Annotated in this window: 17 protein-coding genes; 9 read left to right on the plus strand and 8 right to left on the minus strand. The window is 51.8% G+C overall.

Annotation, left to right across the window (positions count from 1 at the left end; translation table 11 throughout):
• The first annotated feature begins 33 nt into the window (after positions 1-33).
• The gene (locus AC27K1_RS11845) at positions 34-975 is read left to right on the plus strand and encodes a ribose-phosphate pyrophosphokinase (protein ID WP_395184381.1); all 942 of its coding nucleotides are present in this window, start codon (positions 34-36) and stop codon (positions 973-975) included.
• 88 nt (positions 976-1,063) lie between these two features.
• Here the strand turns inward: AC27K1_RS11845 and AC27K1_RS11850 are convergent, their stop codons facing one another.
• Positions 1,064-2,530, minus strand: coding sequence for a protein kinase domain-containing protein (locus tag AC27K1_RS11850; protein ID WP_487150800.1), 1,467 nt, complete (start codon positions 2,528-2,530; stop codon positions 1,064-1,066).
• A 427-nt stretch (positions 2,531-2,957) separates the two neighbouring features.
• Here AC27K1_RS11850 and AC27K1_RS11855 point away from each other — a divergent pair, with 427 nt between their 5' ends.
• Both AC27K1_RS11855 and pth read left to right on the plus strand, forming a co-directional pair.
• Positions 2,958-3,596, plus strand: a complete 639-nt coding sequence (locus AC27K1_RS11855; protein WP_487150802.1) for a 50S ribosomal protein L25/general stress protein Ctc — start codon at positions 2,958-2,960, stop codon at positions 3,594-3,596.
• 26 nt (positions 3,597-3,622) lie between these two features.
• Positions 3,623-4,225 (plus strand): aminoacyl-tRNA hydrolase, encoded by a 603-nt coding sequence (pth, locus tag AC27K1_RS11860; RefSeq protein ID WP_345198319.1) that lies wholly within the window; start codon positions 3,623-3,625, stop codon positions 4,223-4,225.
• Here pth and AC27K1_RS11865 read toward each other — a convergent pair.
• Positions 4,205-5,917 carry a DUF3500 domain-containing protein gene (locus AC27K1_RS11865; RefSeq protein ID WP_487150803.1) on the minus strand — a complete coding sequence of 571 codons (1,713 nt, stop codon included), beginning with the start codon at positions 5,915-5,917 and terminating at the stop codon, positions 4,205-4,207. The genes pth and AC27K1_RS11865 overlap by 21 nt on opposite strands.
• Positions 5,918-6,086: 169 nt before the next feature.
• On the opposite strand from AC27K1_RS11865, the gene ychF reads away from it, so the two are divergent.
• Positions 6,087-7,178 (plus strand): redox-regulated ATPase YchF, encoded by a 1,092-nt coding sequence (gene ychF / locus AC27K1_RS11870; RefSeq protein ID WP_487150804.1) that lies wholly within the window; start codon positions 6,087-6,089, stop codon positions 7,176-7,178.
• A gap of 253 nt (positions 7,179-7,431) precedes the next feature.
• The gene (locus AC27K1_RS11875; RefSeq protein ID WP_487150805.1) at positions 7,432-7,881 is read left to right on the plus strand and encodes a c-type cytochrome; all 450 of its coding nucleotides are present in this window, start codon (positions 7,432-7,434) and stop codon (positions 7,879-7,881) included.
• 79 nt (positions 7,882-7,960) lie between these two features.
• On the opposite strand, the gene AC27K1_RS11880 is transcribed toward AC27K1_RS11875, so the two are convergent.
• The 3 genes from AC27K1_RS11880 to AC27K1_RS11890 all read right to left on the minus strand — a co-directional run bounded on the left by AC27K1_RS11880 (position 7,961) and on the right by AC27K1_RS11890 (position 10,285).
• A complete protein-coding gene (locus AC27K1_RS11880; RefSeq protein WP_487150806.1) occupies positions 7,961-8,605 on the minus strand; it encodes a cytochrome b/b6 domain-containing protein in 645 nt (214 codons plus the stop codon).
• A gap of 38 nt (positions 8,606-8,643) precedes the next feature.
• Positions 8,644-9,642, minus strand: a complete 999-nt coding sequence (gene yejK / locus AC27K1_RS11885) for a nucleoid-associated protein YejK (protein ID WP_487150808.1) — start codon at positions 9,640-9,642, stop codon at positions 8,644-8,646.
• A gap of 70 nt (positions 9,643-9,712) precedes the next feature.
• Positions 9,713-10,285, minus strand: a complete 573-nt coding sequence (locus tag AC27K1_RS11890) for a TetR/AcrR family transcriptional regulator (protein WP_487150810.1) — start codon at positions 10,283-10,285, stop codon at positions 9,713-9,715.
• A 210-nt stretch (positions 10,286-10,495) separates the two neighbouring features.
• Here AC27K1_RS11890 and AC27K1_RS11895 point away from each other — a divergent pair, with 210 nt between their 5' ends.
• Positions 10,496-10,729, plus strand: coding sequence for a hypothetical protein (locus tag AC27K1_RS11895; protein ID WP_487150811.1), 234 nt, complete (start codon positions 10,496-10,498; stop codon positions 10,727-10,729).
• A 96-nt stretch (positions 10,730-10,825) separates the two neighbouring features.
• Here the strand turns inward: AC27K1_RS11895 and AC27K1_RS11900 are convergent, their stop codons facing one another.
• Positions 10,826-11,314 (minus strand): hypothetical protein, encoded by a 489-nt coding sequence (locus AC27K1_RS11900; RefSeq protein WP_487150813.1) that lies wholly within the window; start codon positions 11,312-11,314, stop codon positions 10,826-10,828.
• A gap of 133 nt (positions 11,315-11,447) precedes the next feature.
• Between AC27K1_RS11900 and AC27K1_RS11905 the strand changes: the two genes are divergently transcribed.
• Positions 11,448-11,867 (plus strand): desulfoferrodoxin family protein, encoded by a 420-nt coding sequence (locus AC27K1_RS11905; protein WP_487150815.1) that lies wholly within the window; start codon positions 11,448-11,450, stop codon positions 11,865-11,867.
• Here AC27K1_RS11905 and AC27K1_RS11910 read toward each other — a convergent pair whose 3' ends face one another.
• Positions 11,868-13,238 carry an MBL fold metallo-hydrolase RNA specificity domain-containing protein gene (locus tag AC27K1_RS11910; protein WP_487150816.1) on the minus strand — a complete coding sequence of 457 codons (1,371 nt, stop codon included), beginning with the start codon at positions 13,236-13,238 and terminating at the stop codon, positions 11,868-11,870.
• Between the two features lie 230 nt (positions 13,239-13,468).
• Here AC27K1_RS11910 and AC27K1_RS11915 point away from each other — a divergent pair, with 230 nt between their 5' ends.
• Entirely contained in the window at positions 13,469-14,077 is a 609-nt protein-coding gene (locus AC27K1_RS11915; RefSeq protein ID WP_487150818.1) for a MarC family protein, read from the plus strand.
• A gap of 63 nt (positions 14,078-14,140) precedes the next feature.
• Positions 14,141-14,773 (plus strand): DUF2846 domain-containing protein, encoded by a 633-nt coding sequence (locus AC27K1_RS11920; protein ID WP_487150820.1) that lies wholly within the window; start codon positions 14,141-14,143, stop codon positions 14,771-14,773.
• A gap of 53 nt (positions 14,774-14,826) precedes the next feature.
• Here AC27K1_RS11920 and AC27K1_RS11925 read toward each other — a convergent pair whose 3' ends face one another.
• Entirely contained in the window at positions 14,827-15,594 is a 768-nt protein-coding gene (locus tag AC27K1_RS11925) for an enoyl-CoA hydratase (RefSeq protein WP_487150821.1), read from the minus strand.
• Positions 15,595-15,688: the final 94 nt, after the last annotated feature.

Below are 15,688 nucleotides of genomic sequence, written 5' to 3' on the forward strand. Positions count from 1 at the left end.
TTTCCAAACTGCAAAGAGACTCAAGGTGCTACTGTGTCGAAGATGATGGTGTTCGCCGGTAATTCTAACCCGGAACTCGTTCAGAAGGTCGTCGATCACCTGCATATCCCACTGGGCAAGGCCAGTGTCGGACGTTTCAGTGACGGAGAAGTCTCTGTTGAAATCCAGGAAAATGTGCGCGGCAAGGATGTCTTCATCATCCAGTCCACCTGTGCACCGACCAATGATAACCTGATGGAACTTCTGGTCATGGCCGACGCCATGCGCCGTTCCTCTGCTGCCCGTGTTACTGCTGTTATTCCCTATTTCGGTTATGCCCGCCAGGATCGTCGTCCCCGTTCAACCCGTGTAGCTATCAGCGCCAAAGTTGTTGCCGATATGATCGCCAGCGTGGGTGTTGACCGTGTGCTGACGGTAGATCTGCATGCCGACCAGATCCAGGGATTCTTCGATATTCCGGTTGATAACATCTACGGTTCTCCGGTCCTGCTGGATGATATCGAGCGTAGAAATCTCGATAACATGGTTATTGTCTCTCCTGATCATGGCGGTGTTGTCCGTGCTCGTGCGGTGGCCAAGCGTCTGAACGCCGAGCTGGCGATCATCGACAAACGTCGTCCGGAAGCCAACAAGGCAGAAGTCATGAACATCATCGGTGATGTGAATGGCCGTACCTGTATTCTGGTTGACGATATGGTCGATACTGCCGGAACCCTGTGCCAGGCTACCATTGCCCTGAAAGAAAAGGGTGCCAACAAGGTGTTCGCCTATGCGACTCACCCGGTGCTGTCTGGCCGTGCACTGGAAAACGTTGCCAACTCCGAGCTCGATGAGCTGGTTGTGACCAACACCATCCCGCTGACCCCGGCTGCCCGTGCGGTGGATCGTATCCGTCAGCTGGATATGTCTCCGCTGGTTGCCGAATCGGTGCGTCGTATCAGCAATGCTGAATCTATCAGTGCCATGTTTCGCTAATTAACGTCATTACTCTGAAAAAAAGCAGCCATAAAAGGCTGCTTTTTTTATGGCTATATTGGAGCGAAAGTCTAATTTTGTTTGTGTCTTAGGCGTTAGATGGATACGGTTGATAGCAATGGAGTAGTAGCTGGTTGTAATCTTCTTGAATCTCGTCAAGATTGTTCAGAATATATTCGGTGGTCGGTGTGTTAGTTTCATCAATATCCAGCATTTTTCTAATTAATTCGCAAAGGTCGGAAGGACACTGAATTTCACATGAATCCATAAAATCCTTAATGTGACTCATTCTATCCTTTGTATTTTCATGATCTGCCTTCTTCCAGTCGGTGGGGTATTTGATGTCGATTCTTTCGCCGCTGAACAGCTGAGCAAGCATGATTCCCAGTGAATAGGTATCCACCTTTTCAGAGTCGGCAGTAGTTTTTTTTTGATTTTCACCCAAAATGAATTTAGGCGGTAAATATGCCGGACCTTTAGGAAGGCAATGCGTAGAAGATGGGTTTTTTGTGGTGGCAAATCCAAAGTCAAGAATCTGTACGTTTAGATTCTTAGGGTCAATTGCTGTATTTTCCCATTTTAGGTCGCGGTGATAGACGTTATTGCCATGCATGCATTTAATTTTTTCAATCAGGTTTGTTGCTAATGTTATCTTTTGCTCCGTTGTCATTGAACGTTTATTTTGTGCTAGATATTTAGAGCCATCCGGTCCGATGCATTTTTCCATGAATATTATAAATTGAGGTTTTCCACTTTTATTTCTCGTTTGTGAAGACGCTAATACTTTCGGCGCTACGTTGGATTGGTTCTGAAGGGCGATCTCCTGGGAGACTTTAGCTGTAACAAAGTCAGTTATTTTTTTTGCGACACACCATTTTGCTTTTCCTGAGTGGGAGTAGAGCTTGGCATGCTTGACAATGCCATGTTTCCCTTCGCCGAAATAACGCCCTGTTACTTCGAGCGCTTCATTACAGCCCAGCTTTGTTTTTGCCTGCTCAGATAGGGGGTGTGATTTAGCGCGTACTTCCAGGCTGTTGATATCCTTTGGGGACCAGCCATTGATTTCAAGAATCCTGTCCGGGACGGTATTCAACAGTTCGGCAACACAGATTTCGTTATTGGGTGATATGCACTGAATGACGGTGAAAGGCAATGCGAGTTGGTTCTTGTCAGCTCGATTATTGTTTTTGTCTTTGAATTCAATGCGGGAGTGTTGGTCTACGAAGAGCAGTTGCAGTGGTTCTGCTTCAGAGATGATGTCCCAGTCAGCATAATCACTGGCTTCTGATGGCGGTATGGAGGCCTCTCCTTTCTGGACAGACATTTTGTCCGTATCGGGCGTACCTGGAATATCCTGATAATCATCCAGAGAGATAATGTCATATTCAGAAAGACTGACAGAGGGTGAATTCCTGATGATAAGGGGGTGTGGCCGTGTGGCCGTGAAGGCGGCGGCTTTTCGCCCTGACCATGAATCTGTGGTATGCGCTTCACCCTGGATGGATTTGGAGGGCGGTGGGGGGGGAGTGACCGTTGTTTCATTCTGACTTAGCATGTTTTCCTCGTATCCTGACTGTCTTGTATCTGTCTGTAGCATTAAGGATGCCGTTTCTTACTCACTGATTTATGGGGCTGTAGGCGTCATCTTTCTCACGTTACATCTGACCGTTTGATGTTGTAGTAGTTCCCCCGGCATCCTGGGTGCGGATAGGTTGGCGGTGGGCTGTTGTCCATCACGAGGTCTGAGTCGGCGCTCGCGATACGGAAGCTTGTCGCGGGCCTCCGCAGGAGCGGGCATTTACTGGCGGCTGGTTAACGGGGGCGATCCGGGAAGGGGTGTGCCAGTAGCCCGGGGAGAAGCAAGGCGTGGGGAATGATACGGCTTTGACAATGTCTGGATTGCAGGTATGATACGCCGCTTCGTTATCCGCTGTGGCAGGCTGGTCGCCGTCTGTCACGGTTTTATTTTTTTGGAGAAGACCATGTCTGAAGCAATCGCTTTGAATGCTGAACTGCGTAAGGATGTAGGGAAAGGTGCGAGCCGCCGCCTGCGTCACGCAGAAAAACTGCCCGCCATCATCTACGGCGCCAACGCCGAAGCCACTCAGATCACCCTGATGGCCAAGGACGTTCGCAAGGCGCTGGAAAGCGAAGCGTTCTACGCTCAGATCGTTACCCTGAACGTTGAAGGCAAGGCCGAGCAGGCTATCCTGAAGGATATCCAGCGTCATCCTGCCAAGGAATTCGCTATGCATCTGGACTTCCTGCGTGTTGATGCTGCCACTGAAATCACCACCAACGTACCGCTGCACTTCATCAACGAAGACGTATGCGCCGGTGCCAAGGCGGGTGGTGCGATCACTCACAACATGGTAGAAGTAGAAGTTCGCTGCCTGCCGAATGATCTGCCTGAGTTCATCGAAGTTGACATGGCTGACATTGAACTGGGTGGCAGTGTGCACCTGTCTCAGCTGACTGTTGCTGAAAACGTCAAGCTGGTTCACCTGATGCACGGTGAAGAGCACGACCTGCCGGTAGCCGGTGTTCAGGCTGTACGTGCAACCAAGGAAGACGCAGCTGACGAAGCCGCTGAAGGCGAAGGCGAAAGCAGCGCTGAGTAAGCCCTGACACGGACGGAGACGACATTGTGGCGCAGACAACCCCGAATGAGGCTGTCGAACTGATTGTTGGCCTGGGTAATCCCGGTGCAGAATATGAAGATACCCGTCACAATGCCGGCGTCTGGTTCCTTGAAGCGCTGGCCCGCAGCTGCGGCGCCAGCCTTCAGCCGGAAAAGAAATTCCACGGTCTGACGGCCAAAATCTATTTGGGCGGACGTGATATCCGGTTGCTTTATCCCACCACGTTCATGAATCGCAGTGGCCAGGCTGTTGCGGCTATCGCGAATTTCTACCGAATTCCTCCCCAGTCCATTCTTGTTGCCCATGATGAACTCGATATTCCGGTCGGAACCGCGAGACTCAAGCAGGGTGGTGGCCATGGTGGCCATAACGGGTTGCGGGATATTATCAGTCGTCTGGGCAATAACCGGGACTTTCTGCGCTTGCGAATCGGGGTCGGACATCCCGGTGATAGCAGCAAGGTTGTGGGTTATGTGCTGAACAAGCCTTCAAGGCAGGATGATGACAAAATTCGTGCGGTCATCGATGAATCGGTTCGCCTGATGCCTGAGGTTCTGGATGGTTCATGGGCCAAGGCTGTACAGACGTTACATACCTTTTCGGCCTGAGCTGTCTGGCGCGTTGTTCTGCGGCATATCCGGCCTTAATGTCGCGTCGTATATCCCTTCATAATGACTACCCGGTTGATGTACCGAATAGGTGATAATAACAGGGGTTCCACTCAGGGTTTCCGGCAGGTTCAAGACGCTGGAATAGATCCCTCTTTCATTATCATATTTGAGCGGGTGACCAACGATCAGGGCCTGGCCATGCTGATCCTGCAGTGTCACGCTGACGCGCATGTTCTTGTGCAAACTGCCGTTCAAGCGTGTACGTACGACAGGGTAAAACGGTGTACCCGTAGCGACCTGGCTGCCTTCGTAGCCAATTTTTATTTCTATTCCTTCCAGGTAGGCAGAATCCCTGAGCCAGGTAATGGCGTTACTGGATCGCATGTGGTTTTGAGCCGGTTCATCCATCATCAGTGCAGGGCTGACTGCTTCCATACTTTGCGACATCGCTGAGGATTTCTCGGCTGCCGCTTCCTTTCGAGCCTGATTCAGCAGTTTGAGCGTATTACTGAGTGGGTCAAAGTCATGGGGTGAACTGAGATCCCGGAAGACCATGAAGGTTGCATTATTGGGCAGGCCCATGGTGTCGGTAGTGAGCGTCATCGGGGTCTGCAGAAGCTCAATCAGCAGGGATTCTGACTGGATGCGGAGATAAAATCCCTGGTCCTGTTCATCAGGGTTGCCCGCCCAGGCCAGTCTGGCCAGATTCAATTGTTCCATGGTATCGGACGGATCACGGGTCTCCGGCTGCCAGTTTTCCAGGACGGTTTTCACAAAACGTTTGAAATAATAGCGCTCTGACACCGTCAATTGATCAATCCTGACGGTGGGCATGGCTGGCGCCAGGAATGTTGCAGAGTCTGGTAGTTTGGGAATCATCTGGCATTCGTCAGTGAGCGTCTGGCGATTCAGGCAAGTCTTGTAGCGTACAACGGAGCGAAGTTCCTTGATCGTGGTGCGGGCAAAATGGCCCGCTTGCCAGAGCACGGTCTGGCCGGCCTGCTCATGCCAGCGCAGATAGGGATAGTGGATTTCAGTTGAATTCTGGCTGAGGTCAATGGCAGGTGCCGGTGGCACCTGGGTAGGATAGCTGGCCATGAACAGTGGGCCGGTGCTGACACGGCTTCGTCCTTCGGCCATATCGAAAAAGAAATCAATATTGAGCCATGGGCCACCAAGACGGATGCCCCATTCATGACTGCCTGGATTACCTGTCAGCAGGAGTCGTTCTCCGGGCAGGCGATCGGTCAGCAGGTCGCTGTCATGGCCGGCCATTTCCTGGTGCAGGAATTTCTGGTTCAGTATGGCGGTCAGGCGATGGTAGCCGCCGGTGTCCAGTGCAGTGGCGAGCAGTTGGTGGAGTGAGGTACGTTGATCATCGGTGAGCTTGTCGAGTGCTATGCCGATGTCTGATTCCAGCCCCGTCAGCGGTTTGCCCGCGATGGTGCGGTCATTGTTTTTTTGAAGCTGCTGTAATGATTTGCTGGAAAATAGTGTGACCAGTTCTTTGACATGCGAATTCAGCGTTTGCATGTAATGCTGCTGGTTTCGGGATTGGACAAAATCCAGAATATCCTGTTTTGCCTCGGCTTCCTGGTTGGCCGTCACCGGGCTGACGCCTGCCACACCGAGCAACGATGCCAGCAACATCGCAGTGATGATTCCCTGACGCAAATCCCGGTAATCCATGGTGTTTTGGCTCTCTTTTCCGGCAGTCCCTGTTAAAAATCTAGCGTGTAAATGGATACTGCTCATCTTGTTAACCAATGGATTTGCAGCATTTTTGCGCAGCGTCTTTTCAGCCCGTATAATCCGCCGGTTTTATTGACGATTATTCTGCTGAGTAAGGTAGACAAGCATGGGTTTTAAATGCGGCATAGTCGGACTGCCCAATGTCGGCAAGTCCACACTCTTCAACGCCCTGACCAAGGCGGGTATTGATGCGGAAAACTTTCCTTTCTGCACTATCGAGCCGAATGCAGGCGTGGTGCCTATGCCGGATCCCCGTCTGGACAGGCTGGCTGCGATTGTGAAGCCCCAGCGGGTATTGCCAACCACGATGGAATTCGTGGATATCGCCGGCCTGGTGGAAGGCGCTTCCAAGGGTGAAGGCCTGGGTAACCAGTTCCTCGCCAATATTCGGGAAACCGATGCCATCGCCCACGTCGTGCGTTGCTTTGAAAATGACAATGTCATTCACGTCGCCAACCGGATTGATCCGATCTCTGATATCGAAATTATCAATACCGAGCTGGCCCTGGCTGACCTGGATAGCCTGGAGAAGCAGGAAAAGCGTATCTCCCGTGCGGCCAAGGGTGGTGACAAGGAGGCGCTGGCTCAGAAGGCATTGCTGGAAAAATTGATTCCGGCGCTGGAAGAAGGGCGTCCGGTACGTAGCCTGAGCTTCACGCCGGAAGAGTGGAAGCTGGTTAAGATGTTCCACCTTCTGACCAGCAAGCCCACCATGTACATCGCCAATGTGGATGAGGATGGTTTCGAGAATAATCCTCATCTCGATAAAGTGAATGCTCTGGCAGAAGCGGAAGGTTCCATTGTGGTGCCGATCTGTAACAAGCTCGAAGCCGAAATTGCCGAGCTGGATGATGAAGAGAAAGGTGAATTCCTGGCAGACCTGGGCATGGAAGAACCGGGCCTGGATCGTGTTATCCGTGCGGGTTATCAGCTGCTGGGTCTGCAGACTTACTTCACGGCGGGTGTGAAAGAAGTGCGTGCCTGGACCGTGAAAATCGGCGCAACTGCTCCTGAAGCGGCTGGTGTTATCCACACTGATTTTCAGCGAGGCTTCATTCGTGCTGAAGTGACCAGCTATGAGGATTTCATCAAGTACAACGGTGAACAGGGCGCCAAGGAAGCCGGTCGCCTGCGCGTTGAAGGTAAAGAGTATATTGTTCAGGACGGTGACGTTCTGCACTTCCGCTTCAACGTCTGATTAATGACACCTGCCACCATCGCGTGAATCGGTGGTGGCAGGTGTTCTGCTTTTTATCTCTCCCTTTGTAAACGTCAATAATTTTCGGTTCTTTACGTTCTTCGTGGCTCTTTCTCGCTGTTCTGGCGAGGGGGCTATGCTAGACTCTCGCGCGGAATCCAATGATAACGGTCCCTTTTCAGGCTTATGACGAGCCACCGCGTCACCGTGAGATTACTCTGAACAACAACAGAACGAGAGAGTCGATAAGCTGATGAAAAAGATAGCCTTGATAAGTTTGGCGGCAGTTGCGTTCAATGTGTCTGCACACGACGTTACCTTCGATAAAGATGAAGATGCGGTTGCATTGCGTAAAGCACATATGCATTTGATTGGTACCTATTTTGGTGAAATGGGTGACATGATCAAAGGCAAGCTGCCTTATGATGCAGCGCGTTTTTCAGCCGATGCTGACCGGTTGGCAGCCATAAGTAGCTGGTCCTATGAGGGGTTTGCCGAAAAACGTTTGACAGATGATTCAAAGTCAAAGCCGGCTATCTGGGAGAAAAAGGCTGACTTTGATCAGAAAATGAAAGCGTTCCATGATCAGGCGCTGAAGCTGCAACAGGTCGCAGCCAAAGGGGATATGGGCGATATCCGTGCCGAATTTAAAGCAACAGCAGGCACCTGTGGCAGCTGCCATAAACCTTACAAGTACAAGTAAGACCTTGTGCGAATAAAATAAAAAGCAGCAATGGAATGACCAATTGCTGCTTTTTTTGCCCTGATATTCAGTCGAATACTTAATAACCTAACTGAGTGATTACCCATACGATCCCGGCGGCAACAGCAATAGCCGCAATGCTGTAGCCCGGGTTTTTGCGCGCAGGTTCGTTCATGTTTTCTGGCACTGAGCGTTTACCGGTAATCATGGCTGGCAGAATGTCATCCCGTTTGACGACGGTATAAAACACGACTGCTGCGATATGCAGGGCGATGAGTCCCAACAGAATATTGACGTTCAGGGCATGCCAGCTGGTCATCTGGTCGCTGAGATCACTGGATACATAGTGTGCCAGGGGCCCTTCAGTGAGAATGGAGTCATTGGCAAACAGCCCGGTAGTCAACTGCACAGCGACGCAGAAAAGTAACGCCACAACACTCCAGCTACCCAGTGGGTTGTGGCCGGGGTAATCGCTCTTGAGACCGCTGCGGATATAACGGATCGCATTCATTGGCGACAGCTGAAACGCAGAGAACCGTGAATAGAAACCACCGACAAATCCCCAGATCAACCGAAACAGCAGCAGTGCCAGCGTGAAATAGGCCAGTGGCAGATGTCTGTCCATATCCCCTTCGGTGCCGGTATACCAGAGACCCGCTATCGCCAGCACCAGGAACCAGTGAAACAGGCGAGTCGGTACATCCCAGATTCTGATCGTTTTCATTGGTCACGTCCTCATGCGCTAGCAGTGGTCAGCGAGATTCAGGCTTTTTCCAGTTGGGACTTGAGGTTATCGGGTATGCCCTGGATGGTCAGGGTGTCGGTTTCCCGGTTATAGATGATGCGACTGCCCAGCAGTTCTGCCTCAAAGGCGATATTGAACCCCTTGGCGCGTCCGGAATAGCGAACCAGTCGCTTCAGCTGGCTTTTGCTGGGCGTGATTTCCGGGGCAACATCATAATCACGGGTGTTGACGAACCGGGCAAAGTTATCGGGCTCGGCCTCGTTCAGGAAGGCGGATAGCTCATTCAGGGAGATGGCTTCACTGGATTGGAGGTGTTCATTGCAGTACTCATAGACCCGTTTCTTGACGCCTTCCTGTTCAGCCGGAGTTTCACTGGTGTCACAGTAGGCTTCGACGGCGTTCATCAGGGTATCCGTATCTTTCTTGGTATTGGCTGTTTCCGTGCCCCCCAGGAACTCTTTGAAGCAGTCGCTGAGGCGACGCCCACCACGGGGTTTGATCCAGGAAATATAGCGTTGAGCCTTTGGGTTGTTCTGCCATTCAGTCATGTTAATGCGGGCAGCCAGGTTAAGGCGTCCCATATCCAGGTAGGCAGTATCAATAATATCCAGCTGGTCGGTGACCGTGACGCTGCTGGCCGGACTGACAAGGGTTATCAGCAGATATTGGGTCAGGCCACTGCGGTAATGGGCAATCAGTACGAAACCGCCCGGGAACATGCCGGCGGCATCAAGCTTTTCTTTCAGACTTTCTGTAGCCTTCAGGCTGAAATCGACAAAGGGCAGCTGTTCATCCAGGTAGGCTTTGAGCCATTGTTGCAGCCCCGATTCACTTTCGGGTTCCGGGAAACAGCCATGGGCTTTGTCGGATTTCTGGTTGTAGCTTTGCAGCAGATCCTGCAGCAGGCCTTCTGTCGCCGGTGTCACCGGCAGCGGCGTTGAGCGGGGATGAACGGTGGAGCTGTCAGCATCCGGATTGCGCTCAAGATGGTGAACAATAATATTGCTAATGGCCATAAGTACTGCACTTCAGACATGTCGGTTCAGAAGCAGGATTATTGCACAGGGGATCGGGAATTACAGTGAGCTAGCGATCCAGTTGGGTCAATCTTTCAAAGAACACGCGCACTTTGTTATCCAGAAATTTACGACTGGGATTGAGGCAGGCATAGAACTGAAGCGAGATATAGCATTCAAAGAGATAGTCCGCACTGGTTTCAGGGACTTGAAGCGCCGTATCCAGCTTGAGAATTGCGATAAAGTCCTGTTTTAATTCAGAAATGTATTGCTGAAACTGTGGATTCAGGTCGTCGTGGTCTTTGGTTTCCATGACTGCCAGCAATAACAGGCAATGTCCACGGTATTCTTTGGCTGGGAAATGGCGATAGCTGGTCGTGAAAAAGCGCCGAAGGCATTCTCTGGGAGTGGCAGTATGACGGTAATGGTACAGCCGGGGCTGGAGTATGGCGGTGTAATAATGCTCAATAACCGCTTTATAGAGGCCTTCCTTGCTGCTGAAATGGTGGTATAGGCTGCCGGGATTCAAGCCGGTGACTTCCTCAACATGACGCATAGACGTACTGGCATAGCCAAGGCGCCAGAATAAATCCATCGCCTGACTCAGTACCTCAGTCAGTTCAAAGCTTGTGTGCCTGCCCATTACCGGTTTCTGCCGTTCTATTTATGCCAACCCTGGCGGTTAAACCTTTTTCGCCCGTAGGCGATATAGTCAGGGAACGTCCTCTTCCTGACTGTGAGTTCTCCAGTATATACACAGTTAGTAAAAATGCTTAATTCAAATTAAAAAATACACAAATAAGGTTAATTAGAGCGGATCTTGAGTATTGTGCCGATGGCATGGGGAGTGATTATGGACAAGGAATATCGGCAGGCGGTTTGTGGACCAACCTCTGACATGGTTCGTTTTATTAAAGAAAATAATATAGACATAGAAATAACACGGCTGGAAGAACTGGATGGTAAGGTGAAATCAGTCAGACACTCTCTGCATCCGGAGTTTCTGGTTGAATCAAAAAACGTCAGGGATCAATTAAAAGCCTGGTTTCGCGCGCGGGTTGAACCAGGTAAAAAAGTGATTTATTAAACAGCCTTATTAAATGCATTGTTTAAAAAGGCTGTTTAACCGTTCGGTCTTCTTATTATTTTCCTCATGATTATTCATCACGTCGTTTTTTAAAGGTTACTCATTGTAGGATGTGGTCGTTGCCGTAACGTGCACATCGGTTGAACTGTCATTGCTATAGGTGACATCAATACTGATGGTGGTTGGACCCTGCTGCCCCTGATTGATCTGATTGCCATTGGGTAACGACACATCAATCGTATCTTCCAGTTCATCAATATTAATGCCTACATTAACGTTATGTTTTTCCAGATCATCGTCTTCTGTCTGGCCTGCGGCAGTTGCCTGAAGTGCTCCGGGGACAGAGGCATCGGCCATATCCTCGCTCTCCATGCTGGGTAATGGAAAGGTGATGGAGGTGGTTCGTCCGTAGCGTAACGGTGCGTCTGCCGGCGGTTCAGTGTGATCCGGCGGATAATTATGGTAACCATCGCCCATATCATAAATCTTGCCTGATGAATCAGGGCGCCCGTTATCAGCGGCGTGAACGAGTGAGGCTGTGCCCAGTACTAGCAGTAAAGGGTAAAGTTGTCTGGTCAACTTCATGGTTCTTTTTGTCATTATTGTTGTTATTGGTGCTCGGGCTATTTTGCCATCTCTGTTTGCTGGTGGCCACTCTCTCAAAGACTTTCATGCCAGGCTTGCCATTGCATTGCGCAGGTTGTGGAGGAGCGATGTCATGAGTGAAGGTTTGATGAGGAGAACGTTTCTGCATTATGGATTAGTGGCAGGTACGGCATCCATGGCGCTGGGGATGAGTCGGCAAGGGCTGGCGGATTCCGTCCAGCCAATCACGCTGGAAGGGGGTTGGCAGAGTCGGGCGGGGGGCGATGCCCATATTCCCATCGTGACAGTTTGCCGGGAAGGAGAACGGGTGCGGATTGGGTTTGAGATTCCACATGTCCAGACCGCGGTGCATCATATTTCCGCCATCCGTCTTTATGATCATCAGCGCCAGGAACTGTGTAGCATGGAATATCATGCGTCGCTTTCCGTGGCGGAAGGTCTTTTTGTGCTTCGCCTGCCGCCCGGAAGCCAGTTAGTTGCAGTGAGTGACTGTAATTTGCATGGGCTCTGGATGAAACGTTTCAGTGTCTGATCAGTCAGGGTCAGGAATCTCAACCGTTGTGCCCTGCCCGGGTACTTCCGTTCGCCAGCCAAAGTGTGTCTGAATATGGTTGGCCAGCGCATCAGAGGCGGCCGGTTCGCCGTGGGTGATAAAGACCGTTTTAGGCGGCTGATGTACCGATGAGAGCCAATCCAGAATACCCTGATAATCCGCATGGGCGGACAGGCCCTCCAGATTATGGACATCCGCGTTGATGGCAATCTCACGACCGTGAATCTTAACCTGTTTGGCGCCATTGACCATCTTTTCCCCGCGGGTGCCGGGCGCCTGGAATCCCATGAATACGATGCTGTTCCGGTGGTTGGGGGCCAGTGTGCCCAGGTGGTGCAGGACGCGTCCGCCGCTGGCCATGCCGCTGGCGGAGATAATAATGGCCGGGAAGGTTCGTCGGTTCAGCAGAATGGATTCTTCCATTGTACGCACATAGTGGGTATCGGCATCGATTCGCTGACAGTCCTCCCGTGTCAGCCGGTGTTTTTCCGGATTCTGGTAAAACAGTTCAGTGGCTTTTATCGCCATGGGACTGTTGAGATAGACAGGCAGTTCTCGAGGAATACGGCTTTGCAGTTTCAACTGGCTGATCATATGTAATGCCAGTTGCGCTCTGCCAACGGCAAAGGCCGGTATAAGAACAATTCCGCCCCGCCTGGCGGTTTTGTTAATGATCTGGGCCAGTGTCGACAGCGTATCTGTTTCTGCATGCAGGCGGTTACCGTAAGTCGATTCCAGCACCAGGTAGTCGGCCCGGGGCATTGGATCCGGCGGATACATGATCGGGTCGTCGGCACGGCCAAGGTCACCGCTGAAGCAAAGGAGATGACGCCCGTTAAAGACTTCCAGGGTACAGGCTCCCAGGATATGGCCTGCCCGCCTTAGCCGCAGGGTTAACCCGTTACCAATATCATTGATGCTATCCAGAGGCAGGGGACGAAACAGCTTTAAGGCACGGCGTGCGTCTTCTTCCGTATACAGGGGGAGGGCGGGGCGATGTTTGGAAAAACCATGCTTGTTGGCAAAGCGGGCATCTTCTTCCTGAAGGTAACCGGCATCGGGGAGCAGCACACGGCACAGGTCCCGGGTTCCCTGGCTGCAGTAGACCGGACCGTCGTAGCCCTGGCGTACCAGCGCTGGCAGATAGCCGCTGTGATCAATATGTGCGTGGGTCAGGACGATGGCGTCTATTTCATCGGCAGGTATGGGTAATGGCTGCCAGTTTCGACGACGGTAGTCTTTAAGTCCCTGGTAAAGTCCGCAGTCGACCAGTAGTCGGAAACAGTGGAATGTCAGTAAATACTTGGAACCGGTAACAGTGCCGGCAGCGCCCAGAAATGACAGTTGCATGCGTGTTTCTTCCCCCGTTTGTAAACGATCAGGGTGTTCTTCCTGCTTATACTATGTCTCTCGGCACGGGCAATTATTGATCTGTATCGGTCAGCGGTGGTCTTCCTCACAAGACCGCGGCCTGATGTTCGTATTGCAAACAATACGCTACACAAAGGGATTGGTGGTAATCGGTGATTTCTGATAAACATCGAACCGACAGCAACGGGATAATCTCAGGTGGTGGCCCCATGGAAAAGCTGGTTAAAGATTTCATGATGTTGTGGTCGACGATTGATCCGGTAGGGACGCTGGCGCTGTTTACCGGACTCACCGCGCGGCTGTCAGCACAGCAGCGGCGAAAAACGGCCATCAAAGCGACGCTGTATGCCAGCATGGTGCTGATTGCGGCACTCATTCTTGGCCAGCTGATATTGACGGCCATGGATATCAAGCTGATTTCGTTACAACTGGCCGGTGGCGTCATCCTGTTTCTGTTTGGTCTGCAGATGATCTTTTCTACGCACATCCAGGAATCCGGTGAAACAGAACCCGGGCATGATCTTGCTGTCTTTCCGTTGGCGGTACCTTCCATCGCGAGCCCCGGGGCGATCATGGCCGTCATTACGTTAACGGATAACCATGTAAAAACGCTTTATGAGCAGACGGCAACCGCGGCGGTCCTTATGCTGGTGTTACTCGTGACTTGTGGATTGATGCTCATGGCTGACCGCATTTTCAAGGTGATTGGTCATAACGGTTCAGCGATCATTGTCCGGATCATGGGTATGATACTGGCGGCACTCTCCGTAGAGCTGATTATGACGGCGATTGGTGTTGCGCCCTGGATGAGTGCCTGATGGATAGCACAGTCCGCAAAAAACAGGCAGAATGAGCACGCGAATGCCTGGAGAATAATAATAATGAAACTATTCAGCCGAGTCAGCGCTGTATTTTGCGTTCTGTATTTTCTAACCGCCTGCAGTTCCTGGGACCGGACGTTCGGGGCTTACCTGAAACCGGTTGAGGGGCCATTGTATGAGGCGAAGATCGATACTGACCTCGATAATGCCCGGGTGATTATCTATCGCCCATACAGTGAATGGGCGGAGGAAGAACTGGAAGCGCCAACGGTTTATGTTAACGGCGAGCCTGTTGTCAATATCAGTAGTAACGGGTACCAGCTGCTTGAGCTGACCCCGGGGCAATATCAGTTCTTGCTCAAGCGGCCATTCTTTGGCCTGGATCTGTTTTTCCTTGAAGACTCTTTTCTGGCAGAGCAGCCAATCAATTTTAATCGTATCGCCAGTTTTTCTCTGGATGTTGCCGGAGGCGCTACCTATTACCTGCGTTATGCCGAGTTAACATCGCCCAGGCTGGATCCGGCTGCAGGCGAGATGCCCCTGGGTGATGGCCCCATGCAGTTTGTCTCCCTTTCTTCCGCACAGGCAGAACTGGAACAAACCCGGCAGTTGAATCCTGCTGTAACCTTGTCTGCACCGGTTCAGGAGCCAGTGACACACGTCGCTGAAAAGACATCGTGGTGGTGGTTTTAGTGGCGAGGCATTGGGTGGCCAGCCAGGAGAGGCTGGCCATTGTCCACTGACGTTTACTCAAACTGGCTGAAGTCGGCAGGGCGTTTCTGCATAAAGGCCATCATGGCTTCCCTGGCTTCAGGGGAGGCAAGGCGTTCCACGAAAGCGGCCCCTTCACGGGCGATTTGACGTGAGACCTGTTCTTCCAGCGGCTCTTTCATGAGTTGCTTGGCCATCCGGATAGCGGCGGGGGGTAAGGCGGCTATTTTCCTTGCCTTGGCCAGCGCCTTGTCCTGGTAATCCTCCCCGAATACCGCGTTGGCAATGCCTGCACTGACGGCTTCTTCAGCACTCATGGTGTCACCCAGTAACAGCAGTTCTGTCGCCCGGCGGTGGCCGACCAGGGCGGGCACCAGCAGGCTGGATGCGTATTCCGGGCAGAGCCCGAGTTTGACAAACGGCATTTGCAGTTTTGCATCAGGGCCTACATAGACGAGATCACAATGCAGTAGCAGTGTGGCGCCGATACCGACGGCTGGCCCGTTGGCTGCTGCTATAACCGGCTTGCGGCACTGCTGCAGTGTTCGCATGAAACGAAATACCGGGCTGTCAGGCCCTGAAGGGGGATGGGACAGGAAATCCTGCACATCGTTTCCGCTGGTAAAGCAGGCGTCAGTGCCCGTGATAAAGATGGCGCGTATTTCACTTTGGTCATCAGCCTGCTGCAGGGCTTCAGTCAGCGCATCATACATGGTGTGAGTCAGCGCGTTTTTACGTTCCGGTCGAACGATCCGGATCTGAAGGATGCGTTCGGATAGGGTCGTTTGAATGGAATCTGTCATGTTCAGGCACCTGCCCTGTTATCGTCATTTTGTCAGTGGGCCCGGGCATTATGTCATACCCTGTAGAGGCACGATATGACTACTCTGCTTTAGT

Source organism: Kistimonas ophiarachnellae, assembly GCF_057552235.1.